Raw genomic sequence first — 21,271 nt, 5'->3', positions numbered from 1 at the left:
GTCGAGGCCGTGCTGATGGCCACCACGCCACCGCACGAGCCCTCATCGTAACGCGCCGCGGCATGCCGCGCCCATCATTTATTCGCCATTTGCTATCGGTTTTTGATATAGGAGATTTGGTCCCGGACGGCCCTCCCGGACCCATTCCCGGCATGGGCGCCGGCCCGGTGTACAATCCTCTGTTCCAGGAACACCTGCATGGCCGCAATCCGCGCCACTGCCGGGTTCCGGATACCGATCGTGCATCGACTATGAGCTGACATGGCCACCACCGGGACACCACTACGCCGCCACGCGGACCGCGACCGCAGCGCCCGACGCGCGCGGACGGCCTTTGGCGCGCCCCCGTTGACGCCATCCCCGTCGGCGCCGCCGCCCGGCCACAAGCCGGCGCGCCCGGCGCCCACAAGGCGCACGCAGGCCGCCCCGACCGCGGGAGCCGCGCTGCGCAACCGTACCGCCCTGCCCGGCCCGGCCGCGTCCCCGCCGGGATGACGCCGCACGCGCCGCCGGCAACCACCTCAACTTCCAAGATCCAGAACAACATGCAGACCCACTCGACAGAAGCAGACAACGGCCTCCCCCTCGACATGATCATCTTCGGCGGCATGGGCGACCTTGCCATGCGCAAGCTGCTGCCGGCCCTGTACATGGCCTTCCTGCACGGCAATCTGCCGTCGACGACGCGCATCCTGTCCACCGGCCGCCAGGACTTCACCCGCGAAGCCTACCTCGCCCATATCGAGGCGAACTCGCGCTCGTTCATCGCGGCCAGCAACTTCAACGAGAAGACGTGGGACGGCTTCCTCAAACTGCTCGAGTACGTCCGTCTGGACGTGCAGGCCGCGCCCGACTTCTCGGCCCTCGCGCAAGCCTCGCGCGCCGGCGCCCAACGCGTGTTCTACCTGTCGACGGCGCCGTCGCTGTTCACGACCATCTGCGACAAGCTCGCCGCCAGCAACCTCGTCGACGCCAATGCCCGCGTCGTGCTGGAAAAGCCGCTGGGCACGGACCTGGCCTCGGCCATCGCCATCAACGAAGACGTCGGCCGCCACTTCGAAGAATCGCAGATCTACCGCATCGACCACTACCTGGGCAAGGAAACCGTGCAGAACCTGATGGTGCTGCGCTTCGGTAACTCGATCCTGGAACCGCTGTGGCGCGCGCCGAACATTTCCAGCGTGCAGATCACCGTGGCCGAGGAAGTGGGCGTCGGCAGCCGCGCCGGCTTCTACGATGGCGCCGGCGCGATGCGCGACATGGTGCAGAACCACCTGCTGCAACTGCTGTGCATCGTCGCGATGGAACCGCCGACCTCGCTGTCGCCGGATGCCGTGCGCGACGAAAAGCTGAAGGTGCTGCGCTCGCTGCGCCGCCTGTCGCTGGCGGACATCGCGCGCGACACCATCCGCGGCCAGTACATCCGCGGCGTCTCCGGCAACCAGGAAGTGCCGGGCTACCACGAAGAAAAGAACGTCCCGCAGGACAGCAAGACGGAGACCTTCGTCGCCCTGCGCGCCTTCATCGACACGTGGCGCTGGTCCAAGGTGCCGTTCTACCTGCGCACCGGCAAGCGCATGGCGCGCCGCTCGTCGAAGATCGTCGTCGAGTTCGCGAACCCGCCGTTCCCCCTGTTCCCGCAGACCGCCGGCGCCATCGCCAACCGCCTCGTCATCGAACTGCAGCCGGAAGAAGCGATCAAGCTGCAGCTCATGGCCAAGCAGCCCGGCAGCGGCATGGAGATGCAGCAGGTCGCGCTGAACCTCGACCTGCAGTCGGCCTTCCAGCAGCGCCGCGCGGAAGCGTACGAGCGCCTGCTGATCGACGTCGTGCGCGGCCGCCTCACCCACTTCATGCGCCGCGACGAGCTGGAAGCGGCGTGGGAATGGGCCGATCCGATCATCGAAGGCTGGCAGACCCTGGACGAGAAGCCGCATCCGTACGCGGCCGGCTCGTGGGGTCCGGCGGAGTCGTTCGCACTGCTCGCGCGCGACGGCCACAGCTGGGTCGAGTAGGAGCGTCGGGCGGCGCGCCCGTGCGCCGCCCTCTGTTTTAATCGTGCACAATAGCCCACTAGCATCGTGCACGTTTCCAGTTTAGCGCTCCGCAAACGCGCGTGACTTTCCGGTCTGACGCGATTGGAGCCTGCGGATTGGTGGCGTAGAGTGCGGTGTCTTCCACTCTGACCTCGGACGAATCGCCATGCAGGCAAGCAACTGGAACACCGCGATGGGCGCGCTCGGTGCGCAGGCCCTCAAGAACATGGACCGCAGCCGCAAGGCGCGCGGCGAGATGCTGGAGCGGGTGGGCTACGGCCCGCAGCAGACGCCGTCGACGGTCCTGCACACGGAACCCGGCCTGAACGTGCGCCGCTACGGCGCCCCGGCCGACATCGCCCCGAACGGCGGCCCGGCCGTGCTGATCGTGCCGGCCCCCATCAAGCGCCCTTACATCTGGGACCTGGCGCCCGACATCAGCGTCGTGCGGCGCTTCCTGGAGCGCGGCTACCGCGTCTACCTGGCCGAATGGGTGGCGCTGCCCGACACGCACGACCACTTCGGCCTCGACGACTACGGCGACCACCTGCTGGCCGCCTGCCGCCGGGCCATCGCGGCCGACGGCGGGCCCGACCAGGTCGTCGTCGCGGGGCACTCGCTGGGCGGCATCCTTGCCGCCATCCACAGCTGCCTGCACCCCGAGGCCGTGCGCGCGACGATCCTGCTCGAATCGCCGCTGCACTTCACGCCCGCCTCGAGCTGCTTCGCGCGCCTGATCGACGCGACGCCGCACGCGCGCCCCATCGCGGACACGTTCCGCCAGGTGCCCGGCGTCTTCCTCAACATGATGAGCGCGATGGCCGAGCCGCAGGCATTCCAGTGGGAGCGCTGGACGGACCGCATGCTGTCGATGACGGACCCGCAGGCGCTCGTCACGCACATGCGCGTGGAACGCTGGACGCACGACGAGTTCCCGCTGCCGGGCCGGCTGTTCACGGAGATCGTCGAGTCGCTGTACCGGCACGATGCCTTCATGCAGGGCAAGCTCGCGCTCGGCAACCGCACGATCGGCCCGCGCGACCTGACGGCGCCGCTCCTGTCCGTCGTCGACCCGCGCAGCAAGCTGATTCCACCCGATGCGCTGGTGCCGTTCCACGAAGCAACGGCCAGCCCCCGCAAGCAACTGCTGCACTACGAGGGCGACGTGGGCGTCAACCTGCAGCACGTGGGCGTGCTCGTGGGGCGCAGCGCGCATGCGCGCCTCTGGCCCCAAATCTTCGACTGGCTGGACGGGAAGGACGCCGCGAAGACCTGACGACACGTAGGATGGGCTCCCCGAGCCCATCTGGCCGGACGCCCTTCGGGCCAATCACCAGCTCTTCGTCAGCGAGATCGACACGAACCGTCCGATCGCCGACGCGTTCTGCGAGTCCCAGGAGCTGGTACCGTTCAGCACCACCGGCGGCGCGCGGTCGAACAGGTTCTGAGCGCTCAACGCCAGCACGGTGCCGCCGAAGCCGTAGCCCACGCCCTTGTCGACCGCATAGGTCAACGTGGCGTCGAACGTGGTCATGCTCGGCACCTCGGTGTTCGGCACGAGCGCCGTATTGGTGTAGCTGCCGATGTAGTTGGCGAACATGTTCGCGGACACGGCGCCGGATTTCCAGCCAGCCGACGCGCGCATGCGCAGGCTGACCGGATTGCCGAACGTGTCGAGCACGTCCGTGAACGGCAGGCCGGGCACGCTGGAGCGCTCCAGTTTCAGGATCTTGGCCACGTTCAGGCCGACCATCCAGTCGCCCGAGCCGGTCTTCATGACGTAGCGGCTGTCGAGATCGATGCCGTGCTGCCGGAGCGAGCCGAGATTGCTGCGCCGGCCGTCGATGATGACGCCGATATTGGCCGGATTCTCCGGCGGGCTTTGCAGGTTCGGGCTGCCGAAATAGGAATTGACGAGGGTCGCGGACGGATTGCGGATGATGTAGTTCGCGTACAAGGCCTCGTTGGCCAGCGCGCTGTTGGCCTGGATCGTGTCGATGCGGTCCGTGTAGTCGATCTTGTAGTAGCTGGCCGAGATGGTCATGCCGCGTACCGGCTTGATGTCGGCGCCGAACGACCAGGTGCGCGCCTTCTCGGGCTTCAGGCCGGGATTGCCGCCATTGACGTAGATACCGTGGCGCACGCCGCCCGGGGCGGTCGGATCGCTGATGTCCTGGACGAAGATGTTGGTGAGCGACAGGTTCGTATAGGAGCCGAGATTATCGACCAGCGACGGCGCGCGGAACGACGTGCCGTAGGTGGTATTGAAGCTGACCTTGTCGTTCACCGCCCAGGTCACGCCGACCTTCGGATTGGTGGTGCTGCCGAAATCGGAATAGCGCTCGTAGCGGCCGGCCACCGACAGTTCGAGCCGCTTCACCCACGGCGTGGCGGTAGGACCGCCGACGAGCGGCACGTACAGCTCGGAATACAGCGACTTCACGCTGCGGCTGTTCCGGAGTTCCGAATGGCGCGGCGCCGTCGTCGGCGTCGTCACGTTCTGCCACAGGCCCTGGTCGAAGCTGACGTGGCGCAGTTCGCTGCCCACCGCGAGACGGGCATTGCCGGCACTCAGGCGGGCGATCGGGCCGTCGACCTTGAACATCAACGTGCTGTCCTTGTTGGTCGCGGTCTGGTCGCGGTGCGCGGCGAAATCGGCGAAGCCCGGGTTGGCGCCGGCCAGGGCGCTGAACGGATTGATGGTGCCGGCGGCGATGGCGCGGCCGACGTTGCCGGTGTTGATCAGGCCATTGCGGTGGACCCAGGCGTCGTTCTTCCCGTACGAGTAGGAACTGTTGATCTCCCAGCCATTGTCGAAGTCGTAGGTCAGCCCGATCGCGTTCTGGCTGTTGTTCTCGCGCCCGCCGATGTTCAGGTCCTGGTCGTCGAACAGGAAGCGGTAGGCCACCGTTTCGCCCGTGCCGGCCGGCGCGCCCGCCGGGCGCACATAGTACGGACTGGTGGCCGGCACGTTCAGATTGGCGCCCAGCGGCGCGGTGCGCTGGCGGTAGTCGCGCTGCGAGTACAGGCCCTCGTAGAACACTTCCAGCCGGTCGTTGACCTTGTGATAGGCGTTGGCATACAGCGTGTCGCGCTTCTGGTTCGGCAGGAAATCGCCCACCGTGCCCGCATCGTAGCGGTTGCCGCTGCCCTGGACCAGCTGCGACGGCGTCAGGCCGATGCCGTTCTGGCCGGCCGGGATCGCATAAATGTTCCGGCCGATCAGCACGTTGCCCGGCACGGCCTGGGTGGAGCGCTGGTCGGTGCCGCCGTACGGACGCAGATCGTTCGAGAAGAATGGCCGCGCGTTCGCGGCCAGGCTGCTGCGATCGTTGTGCTCGTAGGCGACGAACACGCTGCCGGCGTCCCACGTCTTGCCCAGCGTCTGGCTGAAGATCTTCTGGTTCATGCCATCCGCCCTGCCGTAGCGCAGCATGGTCTCGATCGCGTCCACGTTGCTGCGCGTGATGATGTTCACGACACCGGCCACGGCGTCCGAGCCGTAGATCGCCGACGCGCCGTCCAGCACCACTTCCATGCGCTGGATCGCGGCCGCCGGGATCTGGTTCGGATCCGCGAGCGACTTGATCACGCCGCTCGACGCAACGCGGCGCCCGTTCACCAGCAGCAGCGTGGCCTCGTTGCCGATGCCGCGCAGGTTGATGCCGGACGTGCGCGTGGTGTTGGCCGCCGCGTCCTGCGCGCCGCCCAGGCGGCTCTCGTCCGCGCCCAGGTTGATCACCTGGGGCAGCAGGCGGGCGATCTCGCTGCTGTCCTTGGCGCCGCTGGCGGAGATGGCTTCGCGGTTCATCGACAGCGACGGCGAACCGACGGCGCCGACGCCGCGGATGCTGGTGCCCGTGACGACGATCTGCTGCACCTTTTCGGGTGCGGCGGCGGCCGGCGTCGCTTGCGCGAGCGCGGCCTCCGGGATGCCTGCTGCCAGGCAGAAGGTCGCGAACGCGACGGCGGTCATGCGGAACTGACGGGTCTTGCGGTACGAGCGAGTCATGGTGTCTCCGTTTAGTTATGTTTTATATTCGTTCTACTATAAAACCATTTTGTCGGAAAAGTAAACACCGGGGCGCAAAATTTCTGCGCGGCGAATGTGTATGCGTACGCGTGCGTGCGCCGGGTGTCGCGGGAAATCGGGAATGAAAGGACGGCGCCGTCAGCGCACAGCCGACGGCGCCGTCGAGGAGGTGGCGCTCAGGGCGCCACGCAATGCGGCAGGGTCTGGCCCGGCAGCGCGAACGGCTGCAGGCCTGCGGACTTCAGGGTAGCCTGCAGCGTGCAGGCCGTATAGGGACGCAGGAAAGCCGGTGGCGCGTACGGAATGAAGCGCGCCTCGCCTAGGCCGGTCGCGCGCGCCAGCGCCGCCATGCCGGGCGCCGACGTATCCGGCCAGCGCCCGCTCTTGATGCGCGTGACCAGCGCATGCACGCCCGCCACTGTCTCCGCCGGCGTGAAGCCGCAATGGCCCGCGCTGTGCGTGTACGTCTGCCGCAGAAGCTCGCCCTTTCCCGCCCGGTCGACCGCGTCCTGGTAGGCCTGCTGCGCCGCCGTCGGCGAAATGGCGTCGCCGATCCCGGTCATGGTCAGCACCGGCACGGCGATGTCGCCGTCGAACGTCCCCGTCGCGAAATACGCGAGCGCCTTCGGATCGGCCGTCAGCCGCGGCGTCTTCGCGAGCGTGGCGAGGTCGGCGTCCAGCGACAGGCCGGCGTCGCGATACAGCCCGCGCACGAGGCCATCGCCGTCGGCCGCCGCCAGCAGCGCGCCGTAGTCGACGCCCGCGTTGGCGCTGATGTTCCCCCCGGCGAGCTTCTCGATCTGGTTGCGGCTGCCGAGCGCCTGGCGCACCAGGCCGCGCACGAGGCTGTCGGCGAGGCCGCGCGCCCGTGCCTGCGGATCGTCCGGCACGGGTTCCGCGTTGGCGGGAATCGACCACTCCGGCAGTTGCGCCACGCGCGCCGCCAGGGCGATGCGCGCCCGGCCGGCGGGCGTCTTCTCGGCTTCCGCGAGCATCGCGGTCCATGCCGGCAGCGCGGTCGTCTGCCAGTCGTCGGGGATGCCGGTCACCGGCAGGCTGGAATCCGGCGCCAGCAGCGCCTTCGCGACGAACAGCCCATCGAGCTTGCCCTGCCACTGGCCGATCGCCCCCGACAGGCCGCCGCATTGGACGAGCGCGCCGCGCCAGCGCTGCGGATACGCCTGCACCGAGACGGCCGCCGTGTGGCCGCCCTGCGACTGGCCGAACTCGATCGGCAGCGCCGCCTTGCCATATCTGGCCTCGACCAGGTCGAGCGTCTCGACCGCGTTGGCGGCGGCGCGGTGGATGGCCCAGCCGCTGACCTGGCGCGTGGTGCCGGCCAGTGCATAGCCCTCCGCCAGCAGAGCGTCGGCGTCGGGTCCGGGCGGCCGGCTCGCGTAATCGAGGCCGATCAGCACCGCGCCGTTCCAGTGCTGCGGCATGTCGATGCGGTACGGCGTGCCGTCCTTCAGCTTGCCCTCGGTACTCGTGTGCGGCGTGGCGGCGTGGGCGGCGCAGGCCAGCGCCACGCAGGTTGCCAGGAGAATGCGCTTCATACGGTGACCTCCCGTGCCGCGTGCGCCGCAAGGCGGGCATTGTTGCGGTCGGCGTAGTTTTTCAGGAACAGCATCAGGCAGGTGGAAAAGGCGGCCACGCCGGCCAGCGTCCACCAGCCGGCCGTGAAACCGCCCGACCAGTCGCGCAGCCAGCCCAGTGCCTGCGGGCCCAGGTAGCCGAAGATGCCGCCGCCGAGCGCCGTGATGCCCATCAGCGGGCCGACGTCGCGGCCCCGCATCAGTTCCGCCACTGTCGGGTACAGCTGGTTGGTCGTGGCGAGGCCGCAGGCGATCAGCGTGGCCGCCGCGACTTCGAACACCAGCACGTTATCCGACATCATCGCGAGCGAGGCCGGGATGCTCAGCGCCATCATGCCGGCCAGGACGAGCCAGCGGTTCAAACGGTCGGACAGCCAGCCGCACAGCGGGTTCACGACGATCGCGCAGATGTAGGCGATGCTGATCACCTGGGCCGATCCGGCCGCATCCATCCCGAACTGCGCCTTCAGCGCGGCCGGCAGGAAGAACGTCGCGGCGAAACCGCCCATGTTCGACAGGCCGAGCAGCGGAATCGTCCAGACGATGGGGATGCGGAAGGCCGAGAATGCGCCCTGGCGGTCACCCTGGGCGGCGCGCCCCGCCTGCACCACCTCGGGACGCTGGCGGTAAAAGCCCGCGAACACCAGGAGGCCGAGCAGCGCCATGCCGCCGAACGCCATGATCGCGTGGCGCCAGCCGAGGCTCACGGCGATCTCCGCGCAGAACGGCGCGCCGAGCACCGTCGCGAGCGAGGACATGGCGCCCAGCACGCCCATCGCCCTGCCCTTCAGATGCGCCGGCGCGGTCAGCGCGATCGCCGTCATCACGCAGACGAAAGCGAGGCGGTAGCCGAAGATCCACACGGCGCGCGCGGTGATCGCCTCGCCGAAGTTTTCGGCCAGCGACAGACCGAGCAAACCCAGGGCGAGGATGGCGAGACCGGCGCACATCACGCGCTTTTCGCCGTAGTGCTTGGCCAGCATGCCGGCCGGGATGCTGACGACCAGGGCCACCAGGCCGTACACGCCGGTAAACGTGCCGACCTGGCTGAAACTCATCGCGAAGTCCTTCTGGATCGCGGGCAGCAGGGGCGCGAAGCCCAGGCTGGACATCTGCATCGTCATCATCGCGAAGACGACGGCAAGGTAGAACACGACCCAGCGCGCCTGCGGGGCGAGCCTGGGTACGGTATCGTCGGCCATCATGGTGTGTCTCCTCCGTTTTTATTCATCAGATCACGCCATCGCGCGCCAGGGCGGCGATGCGTTCCGGGTCCAGGCCCAGCATCTGCCCGTACACGTCGCCATTGCTGGCGCCGAGCGTCACGGCCGGCTTGTCGAATCCCGTGAACGCGCCCGACATGCGGATCGGCAGGCCGCCGACGACGATGTCCTCCACCGCGCCATAGACCGGATGCTGCAGCTTCGCCGTCTCGCCGCGCGCCAGCAGCGTAGGATCGCGCAAGGCCTCGGCCGGCTCGCGCACGGGGCCGTTCGGCACGTCGAAGTCGGTCAGCCGTTCGGCCGCCGCGTCGGTCGTCATGGTGCGGGTGAACGCGCTCACCATGTCGTGCAGCTCGACGTGGTTGCGCACGCGTGCGTCGCGGGTGGCGAAGCGCGCATCCCGCATCAGGTCGGGCCGGTCCATCGCCCTGAACAGGCCGGACACGAAATCGTCCTTCGGCGCGCAGATCGCGATGTAGCCGTCGGACGTGGGGAACACGCCGAACGGCGCGAGGCGTGCCATGAAATTGCCGGCGCGGGTCGGATGCCCGAGTTTCGCCATGATCTCGAACGGCTCGGCAGCAACCAGCGACGACAGGGCACCCAGCAGCGACACGTCGACGTGCTGGCCCCGGCCCGTGGCGCGCGCCTGCATCAGCGCGGCCAGCGTGCCGATCGCCGCGAACAACGGCGCGGACAGGTCGCCGAACGGGATGCCCGTACGGACCGGCGGATCGCCCGGATTCCCCGACGCCAGCATCATGCCGCTCATCGCCTGCACGATGTTGTCCATGGCCTTGTTCTGGCGCGGCTGCACGTTCGCGCCGAAGCCGCTGATCGACGTGAACACGATGCGCGGATTGACTTCCGCGCACGCCCGGTAGCCGATGCCGAGGCGGTCGGCCACGCCGGCGCTGTAGTTCTCGACCACGGCATCCGCATGTTTCACCAGGTCGAGGAACAGCGCGCGGCCCTCGGGGTGCTTCATGTTGAGGGTCACCGCTTCCTTGTTGCGGCCGCGCTCGAGCATCGCCAGCGACAGGTCGTCGTCGTGCTCGCGCGTGACCTTCAGGCCTTCGCGTCCCAGATACGGCGAGTTGGTGCGCGCCGAATCCGGATTGCGCGGGTTCTCCACCTTGATCACGCGGGCGCCGAGGCCGGCCAGGATCAGGGTCGCGTACGGCCCCGCCAGCGCGGTCGTCAGGTCCAGGATCGTGATGCCCTCGAGCGGGCGGGGGAGCGTCGTGTCTTCGCTCATGCTGTCTCCGTTGTTGTCGAACCGCGCAACAGGCGCTGCTCTATGAAATCTTCAACCTTCTTCCGCATGGCCGCGTCGTCCCACATCCGGGCGTCGACCATGTTGGCGTGCAGCTCCACGACCGGGATGCCGGCCCGTTCGAGCGCGACTTTCGTCAGGCGCGAGCCGAGGGAGCCCATGCGGTCGTGCTTCGGCACCAGCATCACGGCGCCGTCGGCCCCGTAGGCGCGCGCCTGTTCGACGATCCAGTCGCCCATCCACGGCGGCACGTGCAGCTGCTCGTTCATGCTGATGTGGCGCGAGGCCAGCGCGCGCAGCGCGTGCGCCGGGTCGTCGCGGAAATAGCGGCGATAGCCGTCCGACAGGAAGTTCGAGTACATCGTCCACACGAACACGGCGCCGTACTTTTCCTCGAACGCGCGGTAGAAGCCCGTGTTGAACCACAGGCCGTTGCCGACCCAGAGCAGGCGCAGGCGCTCGTCCGGGCACGCCGCCGCGCCCTGCGCGATCAGCGTGCGCAGTTCGTCGCGGAACGCCTTCAGGTGGGACACGGACCAGGCGCTGCCCCGGTCCCACGTCGGCGCCATCACGTTGGCCAGCTGCTCCGTCAGCGGCACCGGCAGCGGACGCGCACGGGCCAGCATGTCGCGGATGTCGGCCACGATCTCGCCCGCCTCGTTAATGCGGTGCATCTGGCGCATGAACTCGAGCGGTTCGAAGCTGCGGCCGGACAGCGTCTCGGCCGCCCGGATCAGTCCTTCCAGCTGCTCGACCTGGAAGTCGAGGCGGTGCGGCTCGTACAGGGTTTCCCAGTCGCGCAGGCCGCGCTCCCACCAGCGCGGGCCCAGCGCCGTGCTGGAGCTGGCGTCCAGGCCGAACACGGGCACGCCGCCGTAGGCACGCGACCACAGTTCGCCGATGCGCTGGCCGTAGTCGTCGCGAAAGCGGGACAGGATCATCATCGGCTTCGGCAGGCCGCCGTACGGCGCCCGCTCCGGATCGCCGTCCAGGGTGCTCATCAGCGGCAGGCTCGTATAGCGCGGCAGGCGGTCGTGGAAACCGCGCGCATCCATCTGCTCGAAGTAATACGGCGACAGCTGCTTGGCCGCGATGATGGCCGAGTACCAGACGACGGGCGTCACGTGGATGTCCATCGCATGCAGGATCTCGGCCGGCGCCACCGCGTCCGAGATGACGTACGGTTCGCCGTCTTCGAGCACGCGGCGGCGGAACGCCTGAAATTCTTCCTTCTGGTGTGCGTTGGCCGCCAGCGTCGACGCGAGGCGGGTGGGGACGGGACGGCTCATGGGCGTATGCTTTCGATCAGGCCGGCCAGGACGGCGCGCTGCGCGTCCCGGTCCGGCGCGTGGTAGGACTGGCGCGCCAGCAGCGCGTGCGGCAGGCCGAGCGCGGCGAGACGGTCGACCTGGCACGGCGTGTCCCAGCCGAACGTGTCGTCGAATTCCTCGTGGTAGAACAGCACGCCCTGCGTCCCGCTCTCGGCCAGCAGCGCCAGCCACGCGGCATCCTCCGCCGCCTGGGGATACGAGCGGATGGTGGGCACGCGCGACTGATAGTGTCCGGCCAGCGCGGCCAGCGGTTCCGCCGTCTCGTCGACGAGCCATTGCACGGTGCGCTCGCCGCCGAGGTGGTCGTCGGCCACGATGTTCGCGCCGAGCGACTCCGCCAGCGCGTACAGGGCCGGCGTGTCCTGGCCATGGCCCTTCAGCAGCAGGCGCCGCGCCGGTGCCGCCTCGTCGCCGAGCGCGCGCACCGCATCGAGCCAGGCCTGCGGTTCCATCACGCGCGCTGCGCGCAACGCAGTCCACCACGTGCTGCCGCGCAGTCGACCGGCGCGCCGGCGCGCGTTCAGCGCGTGCAGCGCGCGCCGCTGTTCGTTGCCGAGGGCGATCGCGGCGCGCACGTCGTCGACCGAACCGCCCAGCCGCGCATGCAGCGCGCGGGTGCGGTCCAGCACGTAGCGCGCCGTCGCCCAGTTCGGCGTGTTCAGCACGTCGTACAGCAGCAGCTCGGGAAAGCGCCGTTGCGGCTCCAGCCGGCGCAGTTCGAGCAGGCTGTAATACAGGTACAGCAGGCCGTTCGACGCGCGCGGGATCACGACCAGGTCGGCCACGTTGCAGCCGCCCCCGCCGATCCGGTCGAACAGCGAACGGATCTCGCCGTCGTATTCGTCGTCCAGGTACAGGTCGGACAACGGCGCCGGCAGCGACGGATCGCCGGCCAGCTGGAACGCGAACGCGCCGCCGGCGCGGATCAATTCCACCGGGACGGAGGTGCCGAGGTACGCGACGACGCGTCTCCCCTGCCCCTTTGCCGCATGCGCCGCGGCGAACGGCTGGGCGCATGCGCTTTTCAGGATGTCGGGCGCGCTCATGCCATCTCTCCCATCGGATCCTTGCCGCCCGGGGCGACGACGACGCGTTCGCCCTCCCAGCGGAACACCGTGTCCATGCCGGCCGCGCGGCCGATATCGGCCAGGTAGGCGGCCACCGCCTGCCCTTGCGCCTCGTTGCCGAGTACACGGGGCGCGCCGTCGTCGCCGATCCAGCACGGCCGGAAGCCCGCGCTCACCTGGCCGTCCGGCCCGATGCGGCAATCCGCGATCATGGTGTTGCGCGACTCCGGATGGAACGGATAGCACGGCATGCCCGGATCGGGCACGAAACCGAACAGCTTGCGGCGCCGCTCGGCCCACGCGAGGCGCGCCGGGTGGTCGTTGCCTTCCACGTTCAGTGCGCGCGTCACGGTGACGAAATTGCCGAGGCCATGGAAGATCGGCCTACCCTTGTAGAATTCGATGCCGCGCGCAATGTGCGGATGGTGGCCCACGACGATGTCGGCACCCGCCTCGATCGCGGCGCGCGCCACCGGGCGTTCGTACATCGCCAGCTGCGCCGGCGTGTGCACGAGCCCCTTGTGCAGCGAGACCACCACGATGTCGACCTGCCGGCGCAGCGCCACGATGTCGGCCTGCATGGCGTCCAGCGTCGCCGGGACCGGGAACGTGAATGCCTGCGGCGGACCGCCCGGATTGGCGCCTTCCGGTTCGTAGTGCGAGATCACCTGGACGTACGCGCAGCCGCCCTTGTCCGGGCCGGCCCACGACAGGCGCGGTCCGACGCAGTTATAGGCCAGGAAGCCGAAGCGCAGCCCGCCCCGCTCGAGTATGGCGGGCAGCCGTGCGCCCGCGAGATCCACGCCGGCCCCGAACGGCGCGATCTCGTGCGCGTACAGGCCGGCGATGGTGTCGGCCACGCCCTCTTCGCCCTGGTCGTAGATATGGTTGCCGGCGAGGCTGGCCGCGTGGAAGCCCGCCCGCGCGAGGCTCGCGAGTTTGGCCGGATCGCCCGCTTCCGCCGGCACGTCGCCGGATTGTTCCTTGCCGCGCAGCGTGTACGGCGTCTCCACGTGCCCGACCACGAGGTCGGCGCCGCGCAGCACGGCGCGCGCATTGTCGAAGAAGCGGTCCGGATCGGGTTCGTCCAGCACCAGGTCGCCGACCATCAGCAGGGAAAGGTCGTTCATGACGACGCCCCCGAAGGCGACGACACCAAGGGCAGCACCAGCTGCGACGGATGCGCGCGGTCGAACCACACGGTCCACGTCGGCGCCGGCGCATACGTCTTGCGCAGTTTTTCGCGCGGGTCGGCGCCGGTCACGGTCAGGCGGTAGCGGTGCCCGGCCTTGAAGACCCAGGACACGGGCAGCAGGTCGAACACGAAGCGGGCCGCCTGTCCCGGCATCAGGTTCTCCTGGTCGGCCTTGGCGAAGCTGTGCCAGGGGATGCCGGGCAGCGCGAACGGCGCCGGCGCCAGCTTGCGGTGGCGCGCCTGCAGCCGGCCTTCGCTGACCATGGCGATGGCGCCGTCGGGCGCGATGTCCTCGAGGTAGGCGAACACGGGACCGTCCTCCACACTGGACGACAGCCACAGGTCGGCGACCGGGTGGCCCGTCAGTTCCATGTCGGCGGCCAGCGGCGCGCTCGTGAACGTCAGGCCCTTGTCGTCCTGCGGACAGGTCGGACCGAGGCCCGTGCCGCGCGCGCAGACGGGCTGGTAGTCGACCTTGAACGACTGCTTGCCCGGTTCAGGTTCGCGCATGCCCAGGCTGCCCGCTCCGAGGAACGCTTTCACCGGATGGCTGGCGGGCACGGGCCACGCGTCGGCCGTGCGCCACCCCGCGTTCACCGTTTCGTAATGGATGCGCGGCTCCTGCATGATGCCGTTGTCGGCGCCCTTGAGCCAGTGGTCGAACCAGCGCAACGCCTCGGCGGCCATCGAAAAGTCCTTGCTGTGGCAATGGCCCCAGTCGCCGACGATCAGTTTCGCCGGCTGCGTCAGGTTGGCCAGCGCGATGAACGCCTGGGCGCGGAAGTCGTCCCGCCAGCCGCCCTGGATATAGACCGGCACGCCGGATTTGCGCACCGCGTCGCCGTACGTGGCGATACTGCCCTCTTCCCAGAACGGCGTGCCGGTCAGTGGCGAGACGTCGTCGCGGTTCGGCATGCCCGACCACAGGTCCAGCAGCGGCGTGTTGCGCGCATGATCCCGCACCGCCTCGTGCAGCAGGGTGCGCGTGGCGTCGCCGTCGACCGGGATCGCGGTGCGCAGGTCCTGCTCGACGCTGGACTGCGGACCGGTCCCCCAGTTGGCCAGCACGCCGCCGCGCCGCCCGCCGCTGTATTTGTCCCAGTTGAAGCAGCCCGCAAACACCGCCTTCAGGGCCGGGTGGGTCTTCGTGGTCAGGAAGTGCATCGCGGCGTCGCCCGTGTTGGAGCAGCCGAACACGCCGACCGCGCCCTGCGACCAGGGTTGGGTGGCGGCCCAGGCGGTCAGGTCGTAGGCGTCGCGCGCCTCGGTGCGGTCGTGGTAGCCGCGCCGCGTGCCGAACGAGGCGCCCAGGCCGCGCCGCTCGACGACCACGAACACGTAGCCGTAGCGGGCCAGGTTGATCATCTGCGTGGAAAACCCGCCCGCGCCCGAACGGTCGTCCGTCTCGGACGGGCGGCTGCGCGCCGCGCTGGCGTGCAGGATGACCGGGTAGCGCCCCGGCGTCTTCGGCCGGTACACGTCGGCGGCCAGGCGGGTGCCGTCCGACATCGGGATGTAGAACGAGCTGCGCTCGACCTCGTGGACGGCGGGCGGCAGCGGCGCGCCGAACCCGGCGGCGCCGGCCGTCCCGGCCGTCAATACCAGCGCGCAGACTATTCCCTGCAGTGCGCGGCGCATCGTTGGTGGCATTGCTGTCTCCTGCTGCTTTTGATTTTTAATGCTTATACTTTATAAGTAATCTCATCGAAAGGCAAGCATGTTTTTCCAGGTTCCTCCGACGCGGCTTAAGGTGTACTCTATGTATTGTTTATCTATCCCATTTATTCATAAATATGATCGATAGTAAAGCGGAAACCGGCGCCTGCACGAACCTGACGATCCGCCAGCTGGAGGTGTTCGCGATGGCGAGCCGTTGCGCGAGCTTTTCCGCGGCCGCCCGGCGGCTCGGGATCTCGCAGCCGTCGCTGTCGGCGACTGTGGCGAAGATCGAACAGCAGCTGGGCCTGTCCCTGTTCGACCGCAGCAGCCGCTCGCTGCGCCTGACCGTCCAGGGCGAACGCCTCGCCGTGGTGGCGGAAGACCTCGTACGCAATTTCGAGCATGCGATGCGCGGCATCGGCGACGCCGCCAATACGCACCGCGGCAGCACCTCGCTGGCGGTCGTGCCGTCGGTGGCGTCCGGCCTGGCGGCGCAGGCGCTGACACTGTTCTACCGCGACTATCCGGACTTCCAGGTCAGCCTGCACGACATCCCCAGCGCGAAGGCGGCGGCCTGGGTGCAGGACCGGGTGGTGGATTTCGGCGTGGCCGCACGGCCCACCGAGCCAGGGGATCTGGTGACGGAATCGCTGCTGCACGATCCGTTCGTGGTGGTGTGCCGGTCCGACAGCGCGCTGGCGGCGCGCAAATCGGCCGGCTGGGGCGATCTGGCGGACGTCCCGCTGATCCTGGGCGGCACGGGCCGGCTGCAGCGGGACGTGGAACACGCGGCGCTGCAGGCCGGCGTGACCTTGCGTCCGCGCTTCGTCGTCGAGCAGATCCGCACCGCGCTGGCGCTGGTGGGCGCGGGCCTCGGCGTGACGCTGGTGCCGCGGCTGCACCGGGAGGAAGCGCTCCAGGCCGGCCTGGCGGCGCTGCCGGCCCGCATGCCGCTGGCGCGCGAGCTGGTGATCGTGCGGCGCGCCGACCGGGTGCTGTCCGCCCCGGTCGAGCACCTGATCGAATGTTTTCGCCGTGCCGCGCTCAGCGTGGCGGCAGACGCAGCGCCCCGTCGAGGCGGATCACCTCGCCGTTGAGCGACAGATTCGTGACGACGTGGGCGGCGAGGCGCGCATATTCCTCCGCCTTGCCCAGCCGCTTCGGGAAGGGAATGGATGCGGCCAGCGACTGCTGCACCTCTTCCGGCAGCTTGTACAGCAAGGGCGTCATGAACAGGCCCGGGGCGATGGTCACGACGCGCACGCCGAACTGCGCCAGGTCGCGCGCCAGCGGCAGGGTCAGCGACGTCAGGCCGCCTTTCGACGCCGCGTAGGCTTCCTGGCCCACCTGGCCGTCGTACGCGGCCACCGACGAGGTCAGGATGATGACCCCGCGCTCGCCGTCTTCCAGCGGTTCCGTCCCGACCATCGCGGCCGCGGCGAGGCGCACGACGTTGAACGTGCCGATCAGGTTGACCTGGACGATGCGGCTGAAGTCCTCCAGCGGCATCGGGCTACCGTCGCGCCCGACGAGGCGGCGCGCGCCGCCGACGCCCGCGCAGTTGACCAGGATGCGCGCGCCGCCATGCGCGTCGGCCGCCGCCCGTAGGGCCGCTTCCACGCTGGCGCTGTCGCAGATGTCGCAGTGCAGCGCGAGTCCGCCGACCTCCCGCGCCAGCGCCCGCGCGGCCTCGATATTCACGTCGAGGATCGCCACCCGGGCGCCCTGCGCCGCCAGTTCGCGCACGGTCTGGGCGCCGAGGCCCGATGCGCCGCCCGTCACGAGGGCGGCCTGTCCTGCCAGTTGCATAGTCTCTCCTTCAGTTGTCCGAATCCGGATTCTCGAGCAGCAGCGCGATGCCCTGCCCGCCGCCGATGCAGGCCGACGCCACGCCGTAGCGGCGGCCGGTCTCGCGCAGGGCGCGCGCGAGCGTGATGGTCAGGCGCATGCCGGTGGCGGCGAGCGGGTGCCCGAGCGCGATCGCGCCGCCGTTCACGTTCAGGCGCTCCTCGTCGAGCCCGAGCTCGCGCGCGACCGCGAGCACTTGCGCGCCCTGCGCCTCGTTGATCTCGAACAGCCCGACCTGGTCCAGGCGCAGGCCGCTCCGCTCCAGCAGCAGGCGGATCGCCGGCGCGGGGCCGATGCCCATGATCTCCGGCGGCACGCCGGCGACGCCGCAGGCCAGCAGGCGCGCCAGCGGCGGGCGGCTGCGGCCGCGCATGACCTCCCCGCTGGCGACGATGGCGGCACCGGCGCCGTCGACCAGCGCCGCGCTGTTACCGGCGGTCTGCACGCCGCCCGGGTAGAGCGGGCGCAGGCCCGCCAGCACCTCGACCGGCGATGGCCGGACGTGCGTGTCGATGGTCAGTTCCTTCTGTTTGCCGGTCAGGCGGAGGGTGCGCCGCGCATAGCCTTCCAGGTCGAAGGCCTCGTTGACGACCGGGACGATCTCGCCCCCGTGAAAGCCGCGCGCCTGGGCGGCGACCGCGCGAGAAAAACTGCGCGAGGCGTAGGCGTCCACTTCCTCGCGCTTGACGTCGTAGCGCACCGCGAGGTTTTCCGCCGTCTGCGGCATCGTGATGCCGGGCGCCGGATCGATCAGGGCCTCCCACATGTAATCCTGGAACTCGACGGGCGCGCCCAGCCTGAAGCCGGTGCGGTGGCCGAAGGCCGCGATCGGGTTACGCGTCATGTTTTCGGTGCCGACGACCAGCGCGGTGTCCGCGTAGCCCAGCTTGATCTGGTCCGCAGCCTGGCGGAACAGCTCGAAACCGGTGCCGCAAATGCGCTGCACGTTCAGCGCCGTGACCTGCTGCGGCACGCCGGCGTACAGGCCGATGTGGCGCGCGATCATGTATTGGAAGCAGTCGCCGGGCGCCATGTTCCCGGACAGGACGGAGCCGACCTGTGCCGGGTTCACGCCGGCGCGTTCCAGCACGGCGCGCGCCACCTTGATGCCGAGATCGGTCGGCGAGACGGCCGAAAAGCCGGTGCAATAATCCACGAAGGGCGTGCGCACGCCGTCGAGGATCCAGATATCGTCGTAGGCGGAGTAAAGGCTCATGTCGGTTTCCCGCTATCGTTGGGTTGGATGAAGGACGGCGCGGTGCCGGCGTACAGGGCCTCCACCAGCGCGGCGCGATGGGTCAGCACCGCGCGCTGGTTGATCGATCCCTTGTCCGTGATTTCGCCGCGGTCGATGTTCGGCACGTCGTGCAGGAGGCAGGCGCGCCGCACGCGCGTGGCGCTGCCGCTGCCGCCGTCGTGCAGCGTCTGCACCAGGTGATGGAAGAAGGCCAGCACGGGCGGCGCGGCCAGCACGTCGGCGACCGGTGCGGATTCCGGCAGGCCCGCGAGTTCGCGGCACAGCGGCAGGCGCGGGATGATCATCAGGCCCAGCTCGTTGCGGTCGTGCCCCGTGACGACGGCATCCTGCAAATAAGGTGCACCGGCCCGGATGGCACGCTCCCGGAGGGGCCCCACGCTGACCCAGGTGCCGGTGGCCAGCTTGAAGTCCTCGGCCACGCGGCCGTCGAACAGCAGGCCCAGGTCCGGCCGCGCCGGGTCGCGCCACTTGACCGCATCGCCCGAACGCAGGAAGCCTTCCTCGTCGAACGCGGCGGCGCTCTCCTCCGGCGCACGCCAGTAGCCGGGCGTGACGTTCGGGCCGCGGTAGCGCACTTCCAGCTTGTCCCCTTCCCGCACCAGCTTGACCTCCATGCCGGGACACGGCGTGCCCAGCTCGCCCGCATGCGCCTCGTTGTCGAGCACGAACATCGCGCACGGCGCCGTCTCGGTCATGCCCAGGCCCGTCGTCATGACGATACGTTCGCCGCATTCCTGTTCCGCGCTCGCGTGCAGCTGGTCCCACACCGGCTGCGACAGCGCGGCGCCGGCATAGAACTGCAGTTTCAGGCGGCTGTAGAAGCGCTTGCGCAGGTCCGGGTCGCGCGCCAGTGCGTGCGCGACCTCTTCCCAGCCCTTGGGCACGTTGAAGTACATGGTCGGCGCCACGTCGCGCAGGTTCTCGAGCGTGATGCCGATGTGCTGCGGGGTCGGCTTGCCGTCGTCGATGTACAGCGTGCCGCCATTGAACAGGACCAGGTTGACGTCCTTGCTGCCGCCGAACGTGTGGTTCCAGGGCAGCCAGTCGAGCAGCACGGGCGGCTCCTCGGCCAGGAACGGCCAGCACTGCAGCAGCATCTGCTGGTTGGCGCACAGCATGCGCTGCGTGGTGATGACCGCCTTCGGCATCCGCGTGGAGCCGGACGTGAACAGGAATTTCACGATCGTGTCGGGTCCGGTCGCCGCGCGGGCCGCGTCCACCGCCGCGGTGGGCGGCGTCGCGCGCAGGCTGGCGAACGGCGTCGCGGCGCGGCCGGGGACGGCGCCCTGGACGAGCACCAGCTCCGTCTCCGCCGGCACCGCGGCCAGGATCGCCGCCGCGTAGGCGTTGCCGTCGCAGGCGAAGACGAGCCCGGGGCGCAGCAACTCGACCACGTGGCGCAGCTTGCCGAAGTCCTGCGACTGCAGCGAGTAGGCCGGCGACACGGGCGCATAGGGCACGCCGGCGTACTGGCAGGCGAGTGCCAGCTGCGCGTGTTCCAGGTCGTTCCCGGACAGGACCAGCACCGGGCGCTCGGCCGACAGCCCCCGCTGCAGCAGGGCTTCGCCGAGCGCGCGGGCACTGTCGCAAGCTGCGCGGTAGCTCAGGTGGCGCCAGGCGCCGGCCTCCTTGCGCGCCATGTAGCTGCGGTCGGGCGCCGTCTCCGCCCAGTGCAGCAGACGATCGGTGGTGCGTGCCGCATACGCCTGCAGCGGTGCGCGCGCACGGACATAGACCGCGTCCGGCGTTTCCCGCACTTCCACCGCGGCCCGGGCGAAATGCACCGGGCGGTAGCGAGCCTGGTTCGCCATGATGTCTCCTTGTGGATGGGTTGTCGGATCAGCCGGTCTGGCGGACCTTGTTGGTCTTGGCATCGAGGAAGGCGGCCAGGCGCTGGCGCGTTTCCGGGTCGCTGGCCGCGACCGACGCCATCAGCGCTTCCGTCATCAGGCCATCCTGGATCGACTGGTCGGCAATGCGCGGCAGCACGTGCATCACGCCGTAATTGGTCATCGGCGAATTGCCGGCGATTTTCTCGGCCAGCGCCATCGCCTTGGCCAGGCCCTCGCCCGGCTCGACGAGGTAGTGGCTGATGCCGGCGGCATGACCCTCGGCGGCGTCCAGCACGCGGCCGGTGAGCATCAGGTCCGTCATGCGCGCCACGCCGATCAGGCGCGCGATGCGCACCGAGCCGCCGCCACCGACGAACAGCCCGCGTGAACCTTCCGGCAGCGCGTAGAACGCGGAGGATTCCGCGACCCGCACGTGGCACGCGCTGGCCAGTTCCAGGCCGCCGCCCACGACGGCGCCGTGCAGCAGCGCGACCACGGGCACGCGGCCGAAGCCGATGGCCTCGAACGCCGCATGCCACATGCGGGAGTGGAACACGGCCTGCGTCGTATTGTTTTCACGGACCTCGGACAGGTCCAGCCCCGCGCAGAACGCCGGGCCGTCGCCCAGCAGCACGGCGGCGCGGACGGTGTCCGGGAGGGATTCGAAGCACAGCCGCAGCTCGCGCACCAGGTCGTCGCTGAGTGCGTTGCGCTTGGCCGAACGGCACAGCGTGATCTTTGCCACGGCGCCGACCGTTTCGATGCTTAGCAATGGGGTATCCGGTTTCTGGCTCATTGTCCTGGCTTTCCAAATGAATCTGTTGAGTCGTAATGGTTATATCCTATAACGAATTTATTGCAGCCTGCAAGCAAATTGTTTATGATCGATAACCATTACATCGAAACTCTATATGGAGA

16 protein-coding genes are annotated in these 21,271 nt (G+C 69.2%); 4 read left to right on the top strand and 12 right to left on the bottom strand.

Annotation, left to right across the window (positions count from 1 at the left end; genetic code table 11):
- Positions 1–348 precede the first annotated feature (348 nt).
- From ACEN98_RS16650 to ACEN98_RS16640, 3 genes are all read left to right on the top strand, one after another.
- Positions 349–495, top strand: a complete 147-nt coding sequence (locus tag ACEN98_RS16650; protein ID WP_413385909.1) for a hypothetical protein — start codon at positions 349–351, stop codon at positions 493–495.
- A gap of 50 nt (positions 496–545) precedes the next feature.
- Positions 546–2,015, top strand: coding sequence for a glucose-6-phosphate dehydrogenase (gene zwf, locus ACEN98_RS16645; RefSeq protein ID WP_413385908.1), 1,470 nt, complete (start codon positions 546–548; stop codon positions 2,013–2,015).
- Between the two features lie 187 nt (positions 2,016–2,202).
- Positions 2,203–3,312 (top strand): alpha/beta fold hydrolase, encoded by a 1,110-nt coding sequence (locus ACEN98_RS16640; protein WP_413385907.1) that lies wholly within the window; start codon positions 2,203–2,205, stop codon positions 3,310–3,312.
- A gap of 54 nt (positions 3,313–3,366) precedes the next feature.
- On the opposite strand, the gene ACEN98_RS16635 is transcribed toward ACEN98_RS16640, so the two are convergent.
- From ACEN98_RS16635 to ACEN98_RS16600, 8 genes are all read right to left on the bottom strand, one after another.
- Positions 3,367–6,048, bottom strand: a complete 2,682-nt coding sequence (locus tag ACEN98_RS16635) for a TonB-dependent receptor plug domain-containing protein (protein ID WP_413385906.1) — start codon at positions 6,046–6,048, stop codon at positions 3,367–3,369.
- 197 nt (positions 6,049–6,245) lie between these two features.
- Complete coding sequence (locus tag ACEN98_RS16630; protein WP_413385905.1) at positions 6,246–7,625, bottom strand: hypothetical protein; 1,380 nt, start codon at positions 7,623–7,625, stop codon at positions 6,246–6,248.
- Positions 7,622–8,869: an MFS transporter gene (locus ACEN98_RS16625; RefSeq protein ID WP_413385904.1), complete on the bottom strand. Its 1,248-nt coding sequence runs from the start codon at positions 8,867–8,869 to the stop codon at positions 7,622–7,624. The genes ACEN98_RS16630 and ACEN98_RS16625 overlap by 4 nt, the downstream gene beginning before the upstream one ends.
- Before the next feature lie 25 nt (positions 8,870–8,894).
- A complete protein-coding gene (locus ACEN98_RS16620; protein ID WP_413385903.1) occupies positions 8,895–10,145 on the bottom strand; it encodes a CaiB/BaiF CoA transferase family protein in 1,251 nt (416 codons plus the stop codon).
- A complete protein-coding gene (locus ACEN98_RS16615) occupies positions 10,142–11,452 on the bottom strand; it encodes a 2-hydroxyacyl-CoA dehydratase (RefSeq protein WP_413385902.1) in 1,311 nt (436 codons plus the stop codon). The genes ACEN98_RS16620 and ACEN98_RS16615 overlap by 4 nt, the downstream gene beginning before the upstream one ends.
- Positions 11,449–12,540, bottom strand: coding sequence for a 2-hydroxyacyl-CoA dehydratase (locus ACEN98_RS16610; RefSeq protein WP_413385901.1), 1,092 nt, complete (start codon positions 12,538–12,540; stop codon positions 11,449–11,451). The genes ACEN98_RS16615 and ACEN98_RS16610 overlap by 4 nt, the downstream gene beginning before the upstream one ends.
- Entirely contained in the window at positions 12,537–13,691 is a 1,155-nt protein-coding gene (locus ACEN98_RS16605; protein WP_413385900.1) for a CapA family protein, read from the bottom strand. Before ACEN98_RS16605 ends, ACEN98_RS16610 begins: the two co-directional genes overlap by 4 nt.
- Positions 13,688–15,406: a CocE/NonD family hydrolase gene (locus ACEN98_RS16600; RefSeq protein WP_413385899.1), complete on the bottom strand. Its 1,719-nt coding sequence runs from the start codon at positions 15,404–15,406 to the stop codon at positions 13,688–13,690. The genes ACEN98_RS16605 and ACEN98_RS16600 overlap by 4 nt, the downstream gene beginning before the upstream one ends.
- Positions 15,407–15,549: 143 nt before the next feature.
- On the opposite strand from ACEN98_RS16600, the gene ACEN98_RS16595 reads away from it, so the two are divergent.
- Positions 15,550–16,512 carry a LysR family transcriptional regulator gene (locus ACEN98_RS16595; RefSeq protein WP_413385898.1) on the top strand — a complete coding sequence of 321 codons (963 nt, stop codon included), beginning with the start codon at positions 15,550–15,552 and terminating at the stop codon, positions 16,510–16,512.
- Here the strand turns inward: ACEN98_RS16595 and ACEN98_RS16590 are convergent.
- The 4 genes from ACEN98_RS16590 to ACEN98_RS16575 are packed head-to-tail and all read right to left on the bottom strand — an operon-like array spanning position 16,460 to position 21,149.
- On the bottom strand, positions 16,460–17,224 hold the full coding sequence (locus ACEN98_RS16590; RefSeq protein ID WP_413385897.1) for an SDR family NAD(P)-dependent oxidoreductase: 765 nt from the start codon (positions 17,222–17,224) through the stop codon (positions 16,460–16,462). The genes ACEN98_RS16595 and ACEN98_RS16590 overlap by 53 nt on opposite strands.
- A 10-nt stretch (positions 17,225–17,234) precedes the next feature.
- The gene (locus ACEN98_RS16585; RefSeq protein WP_413385896.1) at positions 17,235–18,479 is read right to left on the bottom strand and encodes a thiolase family protein; all 1,245 of its coding nucleotides are present in this window, start codon (positions 18,477–18,479) and stop codon (positions 17,235–17,237) included.
- On the bottom strand, positions 18,476–20,332 hold the full coding sequence (locus ACEN98_RS16580) for a feruloyl-CoA synthase (protein ID WP_413385895.1): 1,857 nt from the start codon (positions 20,330–20,332) through the stop codon (positions 18,476–18,478). The genes ACEN98_RS16585 and ACEN98_RS16580 overlap by 4 nt, the downstream gene beginning before the upstream one ends.
- Before the next feature lie 28 nt (positions 20,333–20,360).
- Entirely contained in the window at positions 20,361–21,149 is a 789-nt protein-coding gene (locus ACEN98_RS16575; RefSeq protein ID WP_413385894.1) for a crotonase/enoyl-CoA hydratase family protein, read from the bottom strand.
- Between the last annotated feature and the right edge of the window lie 122 nt (positions 21,150–21,271).

This window comes from Massilia sp. CT11-137 (assembly GCF_047302885.1).
GTDB classification, from domain to species: Bacteria; Pseudomonadota; Gammaproteobacteria; order Burkholderiales; family Burkholderiaceae_D; genus Telluria; species Telluria orientalis.
Note: the sequence above shows the minus strand (reverse complement) of the source record. Positions and strands in the feature narration are given on the sequence as shown.